At 38.1% G+C, this 15,490-nt stretch carries 13 protein-coding genes and 1 tRNA gene; 4 read left to right on the forward strand and 10 right to left on the reverse strand.

Annotated features, from left to right (window positions below; translation table 11 throughout):
- Nucleotides 1-15: 15 nt before the first annotated feature.
- The 10 genes from DKM50_07095 to DKM50_07140 form a co-directional block, all read right to left on the reverse strand.
- Nucleotides 16-780 (reverse strand): hypothetical protein, encoded by a 765-nt coding sequence (locus tag DKM50_07095; protein PZM79940.1) that lies wholly within the window; start codon nucleotides 778-780, stop codon nucleotides 16-18.
- Nucleotides 781-934: 154 nt separating this feature from the next.
- Nucleotides 935-1,023, reverse strand: a tRNA-Leu gene (locus tag DKM50_07100).
- A 7-nt stretch (nucleotides 1,024-1,030) separates the two neighbouring features.
- Nucleotides 1,031-1,525: an RNA-binding protein S1 gene (locus tag DKM50_07105; protein PZM79941.1), complete on the reverse strand. Its 495-nt coding sequence runs from the start codon at nucleotides 1,523-1,525 to the stop codon at nucleotides 1,031-1,033.
- A gap of 24 nt (nucleotides 1,526-1,549) precedes the next feature.
- Nucleotides 1,550-1,870 carry a hypothetical protein gene (locus tag DKM50_07110; GenBank protein PZM79942.1) on the reverse strand — a complete coding sequence of 107 codons (321 nt, stop codon included), beginning with the start codon at nucleotides 1,868-1,870 and terminating at the stop codon, nucleotides 1,550-1,552.
- A gap of 59 nt (nucleotides 1,871-1,929) precedes the next feature.
- Nucleotides 1,930-2,745, reverse strand: a complete 816-nt coding sequence (locus tag DKM50_07115) for a nucleoside triphosphate pyrophosphohydrolase (protein PZM79943.1) — start codon at nucleotides 2,743-2,745, stop codon at nucleotides 1,930-1,932.
- Complete coding sequence (locus tag DKM50_07120) at nucleotides 2,720-3,988, reverse strand: hypothetical protein (GenBank protein PZM79944.1); 1,269 nt, start codon at nucleotides 3,986-3,988, stop codon at nucleotides 2,720-2,722. Before DKM50_07120 ends, DKM50_07115 begins: the two co-directional genes overlap by 26 nt.
- A 171-nt stretch (nucleotides 3,989-4,159) precedes the next feature.
- Entirely contained in the window at nucleotides 4,160-6,310 is a 2,151-nt protein-coding gene (gene mfd, locus DKM50_07125; GenBank protein ID PZM79945.1) for a transcription-repair coupling factor, read from the reverse strand.
- Between the two features lie 369 nt (nucleotides 6,311-6,679).
- Nucleotides 6,680-7,444, reverse strand: coding sequence for a hypothetical protein (locus tag DKM50_07130; protein ID PZM79946.1), 765 nt, complete (start codon nucleotides 7,442-7,444; stop codon nucleotides 6,680-6,682).
- 49 nt (nucleotides 7,445-7,493) lie between these two features.
- Entirely contained in the window at nucleotides 7,494-9,107 is a 1,614-nt protein-coding gene (locus DKM50_07135) for a hypothetical protein (GenBank protein PZM79947.1), read from the reverse strand.
- 12 nt (nucleotides 9,108-9,119) lie between these two features.
- A complete protein-coding gene (locus tag DKM50_07140) occupies nucleotides 9,120-11,219 on the reverse strand; it encodes a hypothetical protein (GenBank protein ID PZM79948.1) in 2,100 nt (699 codons plus the stop codon).
- A 191-nt stretch (nucleotides 11,220-11,410) separates the two neighbouring features.
- On the opposite strand from DKM50_07140, the gene pgk reads away from it, so the two are divergent.
- From pgk to DKM50_07160, 4 genes are all read left to right on the forward strand, one after another.
- Entirely contained in the window at nucleotides 11,411-12,610 is a 1,200-nt protein-coding gene (gene pgk, locus DKM50_07145; GenBank protein PZM79949.1) for a phosphoglycerate kinase, read from the forward strand.
- Between the two features lie 178 nt (nucleotides 12,611-12,788).
- Nucleotides 12,789-13,280 (forward strand): signal peptidase II, encoded by a 492-nt coding sequence (gene lspA / locus DKM50_07150; GenBank protein PZM79950.1) that lies wholly within the window; start codon nucleotides 12,789-12,791, stop codon nucleotides 13,278-13,280.
- On the forward strand, nucleotides 13,267-14,157 hold the full coding sequence (locus DKM50_07155) for an RNA pseudouridine synthase (protein PZM79951.1): 891 nt from the start codon (nucleotides 13,267-13,269) through the stop codon (nucleotides 14,155-14,157). The genes lspA and DKM50_07155 overlap by 14 nt, the downstream gene beginning before the upstream one ends.
- Nucleotides 14,158-14,293: 136 nt before the next feature.
- Nucleotides 14,294-15,418 carry a hypothetical protein gene (locus tag DKM50_07160; GenBank protein ID PZM79952.1) on the forward strand — a complete coding sequence of 375 codons (1,125 nt, stop codon included), beginning with the start codon at nucleotides 14,294-14,296 and terminating at the stop codon, nucleotides 15,416-15,418.
- Nucleotides 15,419-15,490 lie beyond the last annotated feature (72 nt).

Genomic DNA, 15,490 nt, shown 5'->3' on the forward strand with positions numbered 1-15,490 from the left:
TGCATATCCTGATCTTCATCTATCATTTGCTCCGATGCCTTGAGCATACAAACATACTTTCAAATTAGTATATTTATGATCGATCCCTTTAAAATACGAATCAATTTTCGGATATTTTTTTTTAAAATGGGGTGGAAATTCATGAAAAAGATTAGGATAAACATCTAACTGAACACGCGCTCCTTTTAATGAGAGTTTACGGTACCCATTACGAAGATAGCTACAGGTTATATCCTTATCCCCGGTAATAAAATAATATTTTTGTTTGCTTAAATATTTCGATTTAACTGTATGCAATTTCTTCTGATGCCTCTCATCAAAAAAACCAAATATGCACAAAACTTTCGTAAATAACTTAGGATGACTCAGCGCTAAATCGATTGCAAACCCACCTCCCATTGAAAACCCTGCGACAATAATGTCCTTTACGTATACTTTCTTTTTTATCATCTTAACAAAATGGACCGTATTATTAACGTTCCGGTTTATATTATCCAGATAACTATTATCAACACCTGTTCCTTGCGGCGCTAAAATTATATAATTATATTTTTTCGCTATATCCTGCCAGTAGATAAAAGAATTATGCGCAGAATAACCTTTTCCGTGCAAGACAATAAGGAGTGTATACTTTTTCTGGGATTCGAGATTTTGAGGCAGAAGATAATAAGCCTTTGCGCCATTAGCAAGCTTAAGAATATTTTTTTGAGATTCTTTAGCTTCTGTGACAGCACAAAAAATATATAGGAAAATTAACTGGATTAATAGTATTTTTCTCATTATTGCTCTGATTAAAAAATACAAAGCCTTTCTCACATTATAGCTTAGAAATACTCGATTGAATTCCGTTGATTATTGCAATAAATAATCTGTGCATAGAGCTAAAAAGGCATATAATAGTAATTATTATATGCCTTAGCTAAAGAGTAAAAAGTGGTGCCGAGGGCCGGAATCGAACCGGCACGATCATTGCTAACCATTGGATTTTAAGTCCAACGCGTCTACCAATTCCGCCACCCCGGCAATATGCCTAGGAACGTTTTCGCTTTTTGTAGCCTTGTTTCTCCTGTACGTTCCTTTTTAGATCAAGAAGCTTCTCTTCACTTTTCTTCAGGAAAGCATTCATCTTTGCTTCAAAAGGGTCATCACTATTTATTTTTCTCTTTTTATTGTTGTTCGATTTGTTGATATACTCATTTCTATCTCTATCATTTCTTTCCCTATCGGGCTCTACAACTTCAACAGGTTCACAGTTGTCTATCTCTACAACTTCAATAATTTCTGAAGCTGCACCACTCACTTTTTTTAACGATAAATCAAGCTTCCCTTGCTTATTATGACCAAGAACTTTAACTGAAATTTCGTCTCCTAGCTTTAAATAATCGTTAATATTTTTCACATAAGTATCAGCGATCTCAGAAATATGTACTAATCCTTCTAGTCCACTTTCTAATTTGATAAAGGCTCCAAATTTCGTTATTCCGGAGACTTTACCTTTCACTATACTATCTTTTGCAATACTCACAAACTCACACTCCATTTCTCATCATTACTCAACAATTCGAAAAGCAGTTTCTCCCGGTTTTACGAGACCCAGCTTTTCTCGTATTATTCTCTCTAAAAAGTTCGCCTCGGTAAATAGGAATAATTCTTTTTTCAGCTCATTATTCTGCAATTGATCTCGTTGCAATTTTGTCTTCATCAATACTTCATCCGCTATTAAATCTTTATTGCGTAAGTATATTTGAACGTTTAAGACCGATAAGTAAATAAAAATAACCATTAAAAATAAAAGGCTAACTTTGGAAAAAGCCCTCGGTATGGTTTTGTTATTACTGTTTTTATAATTATATTCCAAAGTTGATAGCATTATATTAAATCTTTACCGCTTTGTAAATATTGAGAAAATAAATTTTTACTCAAAAAGCTCTATTGTTCTAGATCTTTTAACTGCTGCTTTGCTTCATTCCATAATCGGTCAAGTTCAGGCAATGGTACATCTTTCAATTCTTTCCCAGTTTTGGTAACTTGTTGCTCTATATAGCTGAATCTTCCCATAAATTTTTCTATTGCTCTGCGTAAAGCTTCTTCAGCATCAATATCCAACTTCCTAGTTACATTTACCACCGAAAAAAGCAGATCGCCGAGCTCTTCAGTTAATGCTTCTTTTTCATTCGTTGTCGAGATTATCTGTTCTACTTCATCTATTTCTTCATGTACCTTATTCCAGGCTCCAGCGATAGAATCCCAATCGAAGCCGATTCTCGCTGCTCTGCGTTGCAGTTTCTCTGCCCTCATGAGCGCAGGAAGGGCTTGGGGAACACTATCAAGGATTGAGCCTTTATTCTCCTTTAGCTTCTCGCCTTTTTTGATCCTATCCCAGTTTTCCCAGACCTCATTTACTGATTTCACCTTTATTTCACCAAAAACATGTGGATGCCGACGAATCATTTTTTCACTAATTCCGAGGACAACGTCCTCTAAGGCAAACGATTTCTCCTCTTGGGCCATAGCACTATGCATGACAATATGCAATAAGACATCCCCTAGCTCTTCACACAGCAGCAAAGGCTCGGCTTTATCAATTGCCTCCATAACCTCATAGGTTTCTTCAAGAAGATAAGGTTTTAAACTCTTGTGGGTCTGTTCCCGATCCCAAGGACATCCATTATCCCCTCTTAGTCTTCGCACTATTTCCTGCAATCTTTCCATTTCGTCATTAACCGACACGAGGAACTCCTTCATTTTCTAATCTGAACTTTTTTTTCTTAAGATTATGATCCCCCGGAGTCAGTAATTCTTCACCATTATTTGATGGGACCTTAGACGAACTGTTTTTTAAAAGGAAAATCGGATTTATACGAATATCTGCTTTCTCTCGCACATCTTTTAACCAATCATGATAAATATTCTGCTGGTTTTCGATCTGCAGGTATTTCTTAATTTTTTCTTTTGCTTCCTTAGCATCCACATACGCTTTCGGGCGTTTTTCAAGGATTTTATAGATAACAAATTGATTAGCAATTTCCAATACCGGGCTTATATCATCTATTGTCAGATGAAAGAGAATCTTCTCTTCTTTGGCTGGCATCTGTCCCCGTTCTAATTCCTCTTCCATCATATTCGTAGGATCATCCTGAAATAACGAATATTTGCGCTGTATATCTTCAAAAGATTGACCTTCCTTAATTTTTCTCAACAGAGACTGGGCTTCCGAATGTGAGTTTAGGATGATCTTCAAGACCCGGATCCTTTCAGGTTGAATAAACATTTCCTTGTGATTATTATAATAGTGCCAAATCTGTTCATCGCTGATATCATATTCCCTCGCAAGCCGCTCAGAAATCATATCAATGAGTATTTGCTGCCGGATTCCTTCTTTCAAGGTATCAAGATGGATACCTTCTTCCTCAATGGCATTCTGGAAAAGTTCTTCACTGGGGAAGCCTTTTCTGATCTCACTTATTTTCTGCTTAATATGGGATGTCGGGACTTCTATCTCCATCTTGTCCGCTTCTTCAAAAATCAGTCTAGAATCTATCAATTCACTCAAAATGGTTTGTTTAGTCTCTTGCGTTGACTCTTTGGCCGCAACAGAACTGAATCCTTGATTCTCCTGGTTCCCCAGTTGTTTGAGGGCATGACTTAATGCTTCATTAAATTCAAGCAGAGTAATTACTTTACTGTTAACCATCGCAGCATAATTATCACCACTTAGATAAGTACCTTTAATATCTTTTCTTAAAATATTTACGGTCGTAGGGGATTCCTCAAGTTTCCGGACGTGGAGAACTCTTTTATGAAGCATCTTTGTATTATTTTTTTTGATAGCGATAGGATTAGATTTATTTGTACTTTCTCTTTTAATAGTAGTTTCCTGGGCCTTCGCTTCTAGCGACCACAAACAAACCAGTATCATAAAAAAAACTAATTTTACTAGAAACTGCCCTCTGCTCAACTTATTATACTCATATAGGTAATACGCCATCACATTGATTAACCCTTTTTCTTTAACCTTTATTAATTAATATAGAGTTTTTGCTCATTTCCCACCTCCAAATATTCAGGCAGTCAAGATTACAATCCCTCTACTATTATAATAGTTTACATTAGAATAAAACAAAAGTATCTAAGCTAATAATAATAGCAATCGTGGTCATTATGTCAACTGATCTTTTAGCGATTTAACAAGCTTGACCACCTCTTCCGGCGGTTTCCCAAAGCGATCTTCCATTTCTCTCGCTACTTCTTCAATATCTTGAGTTTTTTTTGAGGAAAATAATCGCTGATAAATAGCAATTTTCTGTTTGTGATCCTCAATATAATAGTCAGGGATATGCAGTAACCCCGTGACAAACTCCTTTGCCTGAGGGACAGACTCACCCCTTGCCCGAGAGATGGAATCCTGAAGCAATTTACAATAGAGCTCAAATCCAATAGCAACCATATTCCCGTGCTGCTCAGCTCCCAACACATTTCCCGCACCTCGAATCTGAAGATCTTTCATGGCAATATTAAACCCTGAGCCCAAAGCGGTATATTCAGCAATAGCTTCAAGCCTTTCACGTGCATCTTTTGAAAGAACTTTTCCCGGTTGATACAACAGATAGGCGAAGGCATTCTTTGAAGTTCTTCCAACCCTGCCTCTTAACTGATGCAATTGAGAAAGCCCGAACTTGTCTGCATCGATAATAATGATCGTGTTAACATTGGCTATATCCAGTCCTGATTCTATGATGGTAGAACAAGCCAATATATCGTAATGTTTGTCGAGAAAGTCGAGCATGATTTTTTCCAGGCTATGACCTTTCATTTGACCATGGGCAACACCCACCTTCGCCTCTGGTACCAAACTGGATATTTTTTTAGCAGTCTTCTCTAAGGAGCGCACGTCATTATGGAGGTAAAAAACCTGACCACCCCGTGCAATTTCCTTTTCGACAGCCTGTTTGATAATATCCTCGTTATATGGCTCTACAATCGTTCGTACCGGTTCCCTTCCTTGCGGAGGCGTTGATATCACGCTGATGTCCCTCACTCCGGAAAGGCTCATATAAAGCGTGCGAGGGATAGGCGTCGCAGTCATTGTGAGCACATCAACGGTTTTCCTGAACTGCTTGAGTTTTTCTTTATGAACTACGCCAAACCGTTGCTCTTCATCGATAATTAGCAATCCGATATCTTTAAACTGTATATCACCTTGAAGCAACCGATGTGTCCCGATAATGACATCAACTTTTCCTTCCTTAAGTTTTTGAATCACTGCAATTTGCTCTTTTTTGCTTCTAAATCGAGTGAGTACCTCAACGATAAGTCCGAACTCTTGAAACCTGCTGATACAGTTGAGATAATGCTGCTGTGCCAGAACGGTTGTAGGCACAAGTATTGCGACTTGCTTACTATCAAGCGAAGCCTTAAATGCCGCTCGAATCGCTATCTCTGTTTTTCCAAAACCAACGTCTCCACAGATGAGCCGATCCATTGGACGGGGAGTTTCCATATCTTTTTTCACTTCGAGTATGGCTTTTTCCTGATCTTTGGTTTCTTCATATGGGAAGGTTTCTTCCAGGTCAATTTGCCAGACCGAGTCAGCAGAAAACGCATACCCCGGCTGGTTATAACGGACCTTGTAGAGCTGCAACAACTCGCGTGCGATGTTCTGCGTGGCCTTCTGTGCTTTTCTTTTGATAGCTCGCCATTGACTGTCACTGAGCGAATGAATCTGCGCCACCACGCCGGAATCATCAAATTTGTGTATCAGATTTATTTGCTCAAGCGGAACATAGAGCTTGTCATTGCCTTTGTATTCCAGAAGCAGATATTCTCCTTCGATACTGTTGGTTGCAAGGTGTTTCAATCCCCGATACACTGCAACACCGTGATTCTCATGAACAACGTGATCACCATCATTATACTGGGCAACAATGGCTAAGGAAGCGCCACCTGAATTCGGAAGACGCGAAAACACTAGAGATTCTCTCTCATTTTCGCTAAACATAACTTTGTCTAACTTATTTATCGAGCACTGAGTATTGATGTCAAAGGTACGAACATCTTCCACCTTATCACCAAAATATTCTACTCTTACCGGATGGCTGTGATTTTGAGCAAATACGTCGATGATATCTCCTCTTACCGCGAACTCTCCCCGGTTCAGAACAAGAGGAACTCGTCTATAATTCTGGTTAACCAGCTGAAAGACTAGATTTGAATGAGGTATTTTTTCAGGACTTTTTAACTCGATAACAATTCTATTCATTTTTATCATAGGGATCAGTAAATCCCTGACCATTATTTTTTTACAATACATCACTTACCATACTGCGACGCTGTACGGTTAGCCGTAACGTCATATTATACCATATCTATATTACCAATTCATATTCAATAAATCGTCTACGATAGCACCAATTATACGTGCAAAGTTGCACCCTTCATGACAGAAACATTCGAAACAAGTATTGCCGTAACTCTCTATAACGATTACCCATAGGGTTTGTTACCTATGCTAAGACATTATTGATATATATTATTTTTTGGGCATAAACAAGAAAAGGGGAACTCTTAGTGTATTTAAAACTCAGCGTATAACCAAAGGCCATTCTATGAGAAAACCAGGCCCAGAACTAGATCTAGCAATTGGAATAGTTGCGCGGATTATCGAAAACAATTTGTAAACCTACTCTAACCTGAAATGAATGACAACAGTGCCCCATTGAGCCCTCTTCTCAATGTTAGGACTAAGCACCTCAAATTTCCATTTTTGTACTGCTTCGACAGCCAGCCTATCAAGATCAAAATGCCCGGATAAGGTCTCAACTTCAACTGTCATAACATTCCCCACGGGATCAACCCAGAACTTCAACTCGACATCCGATTCGATCCCTTTCTGCTTTGCCCACTCGGGATACGAAGGGTATAAAGCTTTAATAAGCTTCCTTTTGGCTACCGGCCCTTCTATGAGAGCATTCCCATTTCCGCCTTCACCGTTATTATTTCCCGGACTACCCGCACCAGCCAAATTATCACCGGCACTGCTATTTTCTTCTGTTATCACTTGTGGTGGGCTAATCACATTAACCGGTTCCTTTTTAATAACCTGTTCGGTAACTTTGGGTTCGATTTTGGGTTGGACTTTTACGATTTCTTTCTCTGGGGCGAAAACAGGAATTATTGTCTCTTTTACTACCGGAGGTCTGCTCTTTACCTGAGAATCAGTTTTTAAATTTTTTTGACTTGGCGGCGGTTGTGCTGGCGTAGAAGCTTGCGGCTCCATCTCAGTCGCGATTTGCGGTACAATTTCAGAAACAAATGCGATTTCCATATACTGGGGAGGTTTTGGAACACGGTCTAAATCTATAAAGGTAAGGGAAAAAATAAGCACACAATGGAAAATCATTGAAACAATAACAGATAGAGAAAAATAGTAAGTATCCTTTTTCATTGCCAACCTTCTGATTTGGTAGATGAAACCTTGTAGTAAAATCCGAGATCTATAAATTAAGGGTAAATCCTACCGCTACGATAAAGTTTTCATCCGGGATATTTTGATATATATAACGTTTTTGTCCAAGAATATTTTTAATTGAAAGGTATCCCTCAAATTTCTTCGAAATCTGCTTCTTCAAGCTTGTATCGAACGTTATATTTCCGGGAACTGTGCCTCCGGTAGAACTGGCATACTGATCTGATATTATATTGACCCTAGATTGCCACAATAGCGAGGGATCAAGAGTATAATTAAATTCCAGCATCCCTTTTATAAAAGGAATATACGGAACCTTGATCGACGGTTTTTCAGCACTTGCTCCGGTTAAGGATATAAGTGTTCGAAGCTGTGCCTGATCATTGAAGGTATACGATGCATCACACTCTAAGGCTATCACGGAAATATCAGTCCCATTGTGATATTCGACAAGTTTATTCCCATTAATATCAGATAACAGTAATGGATCTTTAACCATCTTACCGTTGAGCTTCATAACCAGCTCCCAGTTTTTGAAATATCTCGAACTTACTCCCAGTTCAGTCTGAAAAAACCTTCGTTCAGGATGTATCCGTCCGGCATTTTCCCTATAAGGATCTGACATATAGAGGTCATCGTTGCTTGGGAATTCCATTCCAGGAAAATATTTTATCCATGCGGTGGACGCCTCTTCGAACTCTCGAGTATACTGCACTACGAGGGACATCTGATTATATTGAGAGGCCTCGTTCCAGAAAAAAGGTGCATCAATCCCTAACCCTAATTTCTCATCTAATGAAAGCATTTGTTCATAAAAAGCATTGGCCGTGAAATAACTAAACCCATTGCTTAGTCCATTTATCCTACCGAGCTTTAGTCGGGTTTTGATCGGCAATTCACTATATTTATTCGTCTGATAGTTCGCTACCAGCCCCACATCAGTAAGTTGATGTGATTTATTTGAAATTGCCTGAGAAAATGGTGAAATCACTCCTTGAACGAAGAGATTATCCTGATACTCGAGGGGTATCGTCATCCCGCCAAGAATCTTGAGCTGGCTTTTTTCAAAATTTTTGCTCCCGCCAGGGATTTCACTTTGATAGCGTTTATAGTCGGCATCAAAGTCGGTATTATTATCAAATACTACCGTTGATAAACTTCCGGTGAGATGATCTAAACTAAAATTATGAGAGTTGCTAATTAATCGCTGATTTCTCTCAAGTTCAACATAATATCTGTTACTATCGTCACTTTTTCCGTAGAAATATTTATAGTTTACGATGGAGCTGCCAAACAACATATAAAAATTATTGATTGACTGGACTAGCCGGTTTTTATTATCAATTATTATTGGAGCTTCTTTGCTATCAGGGAAAAATGCAAAAACAAAGTTTTTCTGCATCACCGGTTTTTCTTTTGCTAACCTGGGAACATCAATATCGACATGCTCTTTTTCAATTTCATTCATGCTCGAAGCATCCCGTGCCTTAATCGTTATATCAGGAATATCAAAACCTGAGATTGAATCCTCAGTAACACTCGTAGATACAGATGCATTCGGAGTCTCAGCAAAGCATGGCAATATGATCATACCAATACAACATGCAAACGCAATAAGTTCCTTCAATACAAATACTTTCACAGACAACCCCTCTTAATTATCTTTTGGTTTTAATTTATCCTTATTCTCAATTTGTTGCAAAATTATATCTTTTTCGTTATATTTCTTTTGATAGTCATCTATTTCAGCTTTGGCTTCCTCTAACCGATCTAGCTTATTGAGGCTTAAGATAGCGCCATATTGGAGATTTTTCGACCAGTTACTATCCGAATATTTCTCCGAGCCCTTCTTATAATATGTAAGCGCATTCGCATAATCCTTGCTGTTATAATAAGAATCCGCTATTTTCAAATAAATCTCGCTTGGTGACGACCACTTTGGCTTCAGATCTAATAGGGAGAAAAAAATCTGTCTAGCTTTATCCCACAGCCTTAATCGAAAATACGCAGAAGCTTCCCAGTATCTGGCTTTTTCCTGAATTGATTCATCGATACTAATAGAGTTCAATCTATGAAATTGATTAATGGCTTCATAGAGCTTTTCCTGTTTATAAAGAATATATCCCTGATAAAATATGGCTTTTTCGAGCAATTGAGAAGTAGGATACATTTGCGCAAACTCTTCCAAACTCTTCAAGGCTTCAGAATATGAGTGGGCGTTAAGCAAACTTTCGGATTTTAAGAAGGATGCATTTTTTGTAAGATCGCTATCTTTATAGGAGGTAACAAACTGTCCAAAATATTTTGCACTGTCGCGATAATTTTTCATGAGATAACTACACCAGGCTAGGTTGTACAATGACTGCATTTTGTAGGGGTGGTTCGGCAGGTTTTCTATTATCAGCTGGTAATAGTTTTTTGCTTTATCATAACTATTTGCTTTATAGTAAATATCAGCAACAAAATACAGTGATTCATTTTTATAGCTGCCACTTGAAATTTGCTCAAATACTCCGGTTGCTTTTTCATATTCTTTAAGCTTATAAAACGCAACTCCCCGCTCAAGCATTATTGCATCCAAATAATTACCTTGAGGGTAATTCTGTAAATAAATATCGGTTTTATCAATGAGTTCAGTCCACCGTAATCTCTGATACAAAACCGAAGACTGCAGATTAACAACCTTTTCCAGCAGATTATTATCAGTTACGGTCGTTGCTAACTGGGCAAGAATGCCTTCAGTCTTATCAAATTGCTGCAGTTTATTGTGAATCAAAGCCTGTTGGTATAATACTTTTTGTTTCTTATTTGCATCCCCCGTTATCGCAGTATACCGCGAAAATTCTTTCAGAGCTTCTTCATATTTCTCTAACTGAAAAAAACTCCACCCCATCCCTAGATAGGCGGACTCCAGGTAGGGGGACTCAGGAAGTAAATTGAAGTAACAACTTATCGCTTTGTTATAGGAATTATCTTGAAAAGCTATTTCGGCCAGCAGCAAATTGGCTTCATAATTGTATTTCGATTTTGGAAAGTTATTTACGTACTTTTCAAGTATGCTTTGAGCAGCTGCATACTCTTTTAAACTGAAATGCGCGTTTGCGAGAAAAAAAAGTGAACTTTCCTCAAGTTCGCGCTTCCCTTTCTTCACTAAGCCAGAAAAAAAACGTTTTGCCTGCGGGTAATTATTCTGCAGCAAATATATTCTTCCCAAAGAATAACGAGCATAATCTCCATATTCGAATCCCGGGCTTGAGGTAACAATATCGTTGTAATAATGCTTCGCTTGTTCGTAGCCTGAGGTCAAATAATAGCTTTCAGCAATCCAATATTTCGCGTAAAGATGAAACTTTGAGTACGGGTACCTTCGCTCCAGGAGGGTAAAATAATTAATAGCTTCGGGATAGTTCGACTGCTGATAAGCAATATGACCCAATTCGAACAAGGCGACATCGCTATATCCATAACCATTCGAAGTAAGCACCAGCTTATAATTCTCTTTGGCCTTATCAACATTATTAAGATTTTTGTAGCTCTCTGCGAGATAAAAATAGGCAATTTTCTTATTTTCGAGTTCTCCGGCAGTAATGAGGACTTTGTTAAGTTGCTCAATTGCCAGAATATAAGCATCTTTCTCAAAAAGACTTATCGCAAGGTCCAAATTTCGGTTAACACTATCACTTGCTGAAACGACCTCACACAGTAACAGAATGGAAATAATTATGGGAAAAATTTTTTTACTTATTTTCAACACTAAGATACCTAGCCATGAAGCTATATTAATATTCCTATAGTAGTAATCGAACTTCGTTAACTAAATACTAACATAGCATAGTGCTTATAAGCAACGTGGCAGCATTGCAGTCGATTTCCTTATATTGACCCGATTTAATCATCATGATATAAATTTACTTAGGTTTCGGAAATAATGAGGAGGGGAAATAAATGAACAAAAAATCAATCCATGATTTGAAAAAATCTGACCTTGCAGACAAAAAAGTACTGGTAAGAGTAGACTATAATGTGCCAATCGCTGATGGCAAGATCACAGACGACCAGAGGATCAAAGCAACAATCCCTACAATTAATTATCTCGTTAGCAATGGAGCTAAGGTAATTCTGATGTCACATCTCGGAAGACCGAAAGGTGCTGTAAAAGAAGAGTTACGACTAGATCCTATCGCAGAAAGATTGAGTGACCTATTAAATAAATCTATTATTAAAACAGATGACTGCATAGGTGAAGAGGTAGAAAAATCGGTTAATAACATGAAATCCGGAGACGTACTCCTGCTAGAAAATTTACGATTCTATAAAGAAGAAGAAGCAAACAGCGAAAACTTTTCAAAGAAACTCGCCAGCCTTGGAGATATCTATGTTAATGATGCTTTTGGAACTGCGCACAGAGCGCACGCATCAACGGCAGGAATTGCACAGTTTCTACCCGCATATGCCGGTCTCTTAGTCCAAAAGGAACTCGATATTATGGGAAAAGCCCTGTCTAATCCGAAACGACCTTTTGTCGCAATAATCGGAGGAGCAAAAGTCGGATCAAAAATTGGTGTCTTAAAAAATCTTCTTGATAAAGTAGGAACCGATGGCGCTATCATAATAGGTGGCGGCATGGCATATACGTTTCTTAAGGCAAAAGGTTATGAAGTTGGAAAATCACTCCTTGATAAAGATAACCTTGATGTAGCAAAAGAATTCATGGCTAAAGCAGAAACTGCAAATGTAAAAGTTGTGTTCCCAATAGATTTAGTTGTTGCTGATGACTATTCAGAAAACGCCAACACAAAGGTAGTTGATAGTGACAAGATCCCTGCGGATTGGGAGGCACTTGATATCGGACCACAAACGATAAATAAATTTGCACAATACATTGAGACCGCGGCTACGGTAATATGGAACGGGCCAATGGGCGTATTTGAAATGGATAAATTTTCAGTAGGCACAAACGCAATTGCGAAAATCCTTGCTGAAAGCAAAGCAATATCGATTATTGGCGGCGGAGATAGTGCTGCAGCAGTAGAAAAAGCCGGCCTTGCAGATAAAATGACACACATTTCCACCGGCGGGGGAGCCTCGCTTGAATTCCTCGAAGGCATAGAATTGCCCGGGATTGCAGTTCTACAAGACAAATAAATAAAAGATTCGCAGTTGTTCTACAAGTATTCCCGCGCAATAGCGCGGGAATACTATTTTTCCCGAATTATTTCCCGAATACTACATGATTTTCAAAAAAAACATTTTTCACATTTATAGACTAGAAATGTACTTGAAATAAGCTATAATAGATCAGGATTGAAAATTTAAAAGGAGAATGGTTATTTTCTACTATATAATTATTGCTTTGATATTTCTTTTTGACCAACTCACAAAATACTTGATCTTTACCTCGCTTCCTTTTGGCCACGAGTTTAAGGTCTCAGCTTTTTTGAGTATTGCCCATGTGCAAAACAAAGGAGCGGCTTTCGGGCTATTCCGAAATCAACAATTATTTCTTATCATCATAGGGATTCTGGTCTTATTCATTGTTACCATTTATCGCTACCGGAAACCCGAGGCATCATCCCTTTTAACTATTGGAGTGGCATTCTTGATGGGTGGAAATCTGGGTAATTTATTTGATCGAATATATCACGGGTTTGTTGTCGACTTTATCAGGATTCCTTACTGGCCGACATTTAACATAGCTGATATTACGATTAATATAGGGGTCCTCCTGATCAGCATATTTCTTATAACAACTAACGATGAAAATAAAGTCACCGCCCACGACGTGGCAGACAGCAGCGATTATGGAAATAATTAAGGTTACTGATACCGATCAAGGGGAACGACTCGACATCTTTCTCGCAGAGAAACTTTCGGAGTCACGTACGCGCATAAAAAAACTGATAGAAGCCAAAAGTATCCTGGTTAATAATGCCCACACCAAAGCAAGTTATATAATTTCTTCTGATGACGAAATTAATCTTACCATCTCCCCACCCCAGAAGCTTGAGCTAAAGGGAAAGGAAATACCTCTTGATATTATTTATGAAGATACCGACTTTATTGTCATCAACAAGCCCGTAGGTCTCGTTGTCCATCCCGGAGCTGGGACAGACGATAATACCCTTGTACACGCACTTCTTCATCATTGCCAGGACTTATCCGGCATAGGTGGAGTAGAGCGCCCAGGAATTATACACAGGCTCGACAAGGACACTTCAGGAATAATACTTATCGCAAAAAATGACAATGCTCATAAAAAGCTATCCGAACAATTTAAAAAGAGGACGATAAAGAAAACCTATCTTGCACTCATTGAAGGTACCATCAAGGAAGATGAAGGCGAAATTAATTATCCCATAGGCAGGAATCCCAAAAACAGAAAAAAAATGACTACCTTCCGTGAAATACCGGAGAATCTCAGTGCAAAAAGCGCGGTAACACATTATAAGGTCCTAGGGCAAAAAGAACATAAAGCGCTCCTTGAAGTAACTCCACTTACCGGAAGGACCCACCAGATAAGAGTGCACCTGGCAGCAATAGGACATCCGATTATCGGCGATCCGCTTTACGGCAATAAACATGGGAAAAGACAACTTCTTCACGCCTATAAAATATCATTTTTTCATCCTAGTACGGGACAGATGATGGAGTTCTCCGCACCATTGCCATTATGGGCTAAAAATTACTGTTAACCTCATCTTGACTCTCTAAAAATACTGCGCTACTATGTATCATAGCATTATGCCATTCAGCATAAGTGTTTTTCAAAAAAGCACAAATCACATCAATATTTATTTATAAATATACACTTTATCGAGGAGTAAGGCATTGAATAATTCATTTTCCCTGGATCATTTGTACACGAATTTAATCACTGAGCATGAGGAAGATATCGCTGCAATTAAGCAGTGCATTGCACAACATCACAACAGCTTTATTTATTTTTCGGCCCATGAGCCTATCGATACTATTTTAAAAAAAATTAAAGATAGTATCTCAGACAGCCATAATGCCATATATTTTGACCTTAAGAATGCATTTACGCCTAAAGGACTTCTTTCCTATCTCACCAAAGAGCTCCTGAAATCTTCTTCTTCCAAGTTAACGGATATATTTGAATTCGCAAACAAGTACATGCCGAATTTGAAGCCTCAGTTTTATAAACAAGGGCTATTAAAAACAGAATTAACTATAAATTACTCAATCAATGAACAGACAATCTACACTTTCTTGAGGGATCTGCTCGATGCTATCCCGCTTATAGCACAGGAGACAGGAAAGCCGTTCCTCATAATTTTCAATAATTATGACAATATTTATACCATAGACAAAAGGCTGACTGAAGAAATATTCCGAGATAAAATTGCGAAACAAAAAAATATTAATTATATCTTTGCCTGCTCCAACGAAGAGCACATAGCAAAAATTTTTGACAAGAAGCTGGCTCACAACTACAAAATCAAAAAAATGCAGGTTATTAAGCCCTTATCAGAAGAAACAAAAAAGAACTATATACTGACAACGTTTAGAAACAACGGATTCAGCATCGAAGACCCGGTAATCGAACAAATCATAAAAAAAACCAGCAATCTGCATAATATTTTTCTACTCTGCCACAAACTCTTTCATCGCAATCTCCACAAAAAAAGTATTAGCACCAATGCCATCAAAGAGATTATACAAGAAATAATTCGAGAGTTATCTCCTTCCTATTTAACAATTTGGAGTAACTTGTCGCCACATCAGAAAACTCTTCTTTATGCGCTAGGGTCCAAAGGCGGAAATCAGATTTTTTCTGCTAAGTTTCTGGTTGAAAATGATCTTGGTTCGGCGCCTTCAGTGCAAACGTCAATTAATGCTCTCATAAAAAAAAGCATCCTTGCAAAAAAAGAAAAAGAATTTTATTTCTGTGATTACTTTTTTCGCGAATGGATACTTTTGATCCTATCTTAAGTGGTTATAAACATGATAATATTATTGCTTTTTATTATTAATATCTGTTTGGCATTGTGGCTATTTCTCCTC

Source organism: Candidatus Margulisiibacteriota bacterium (genome assembly GCA_003242895.1).
Classification (GTDB): domain Bacteria; phylum Margulisbacteria; class Riflemargulisbacteria; order GWF2-39-127; family GWF2-39-127; genus GWF2-39-127.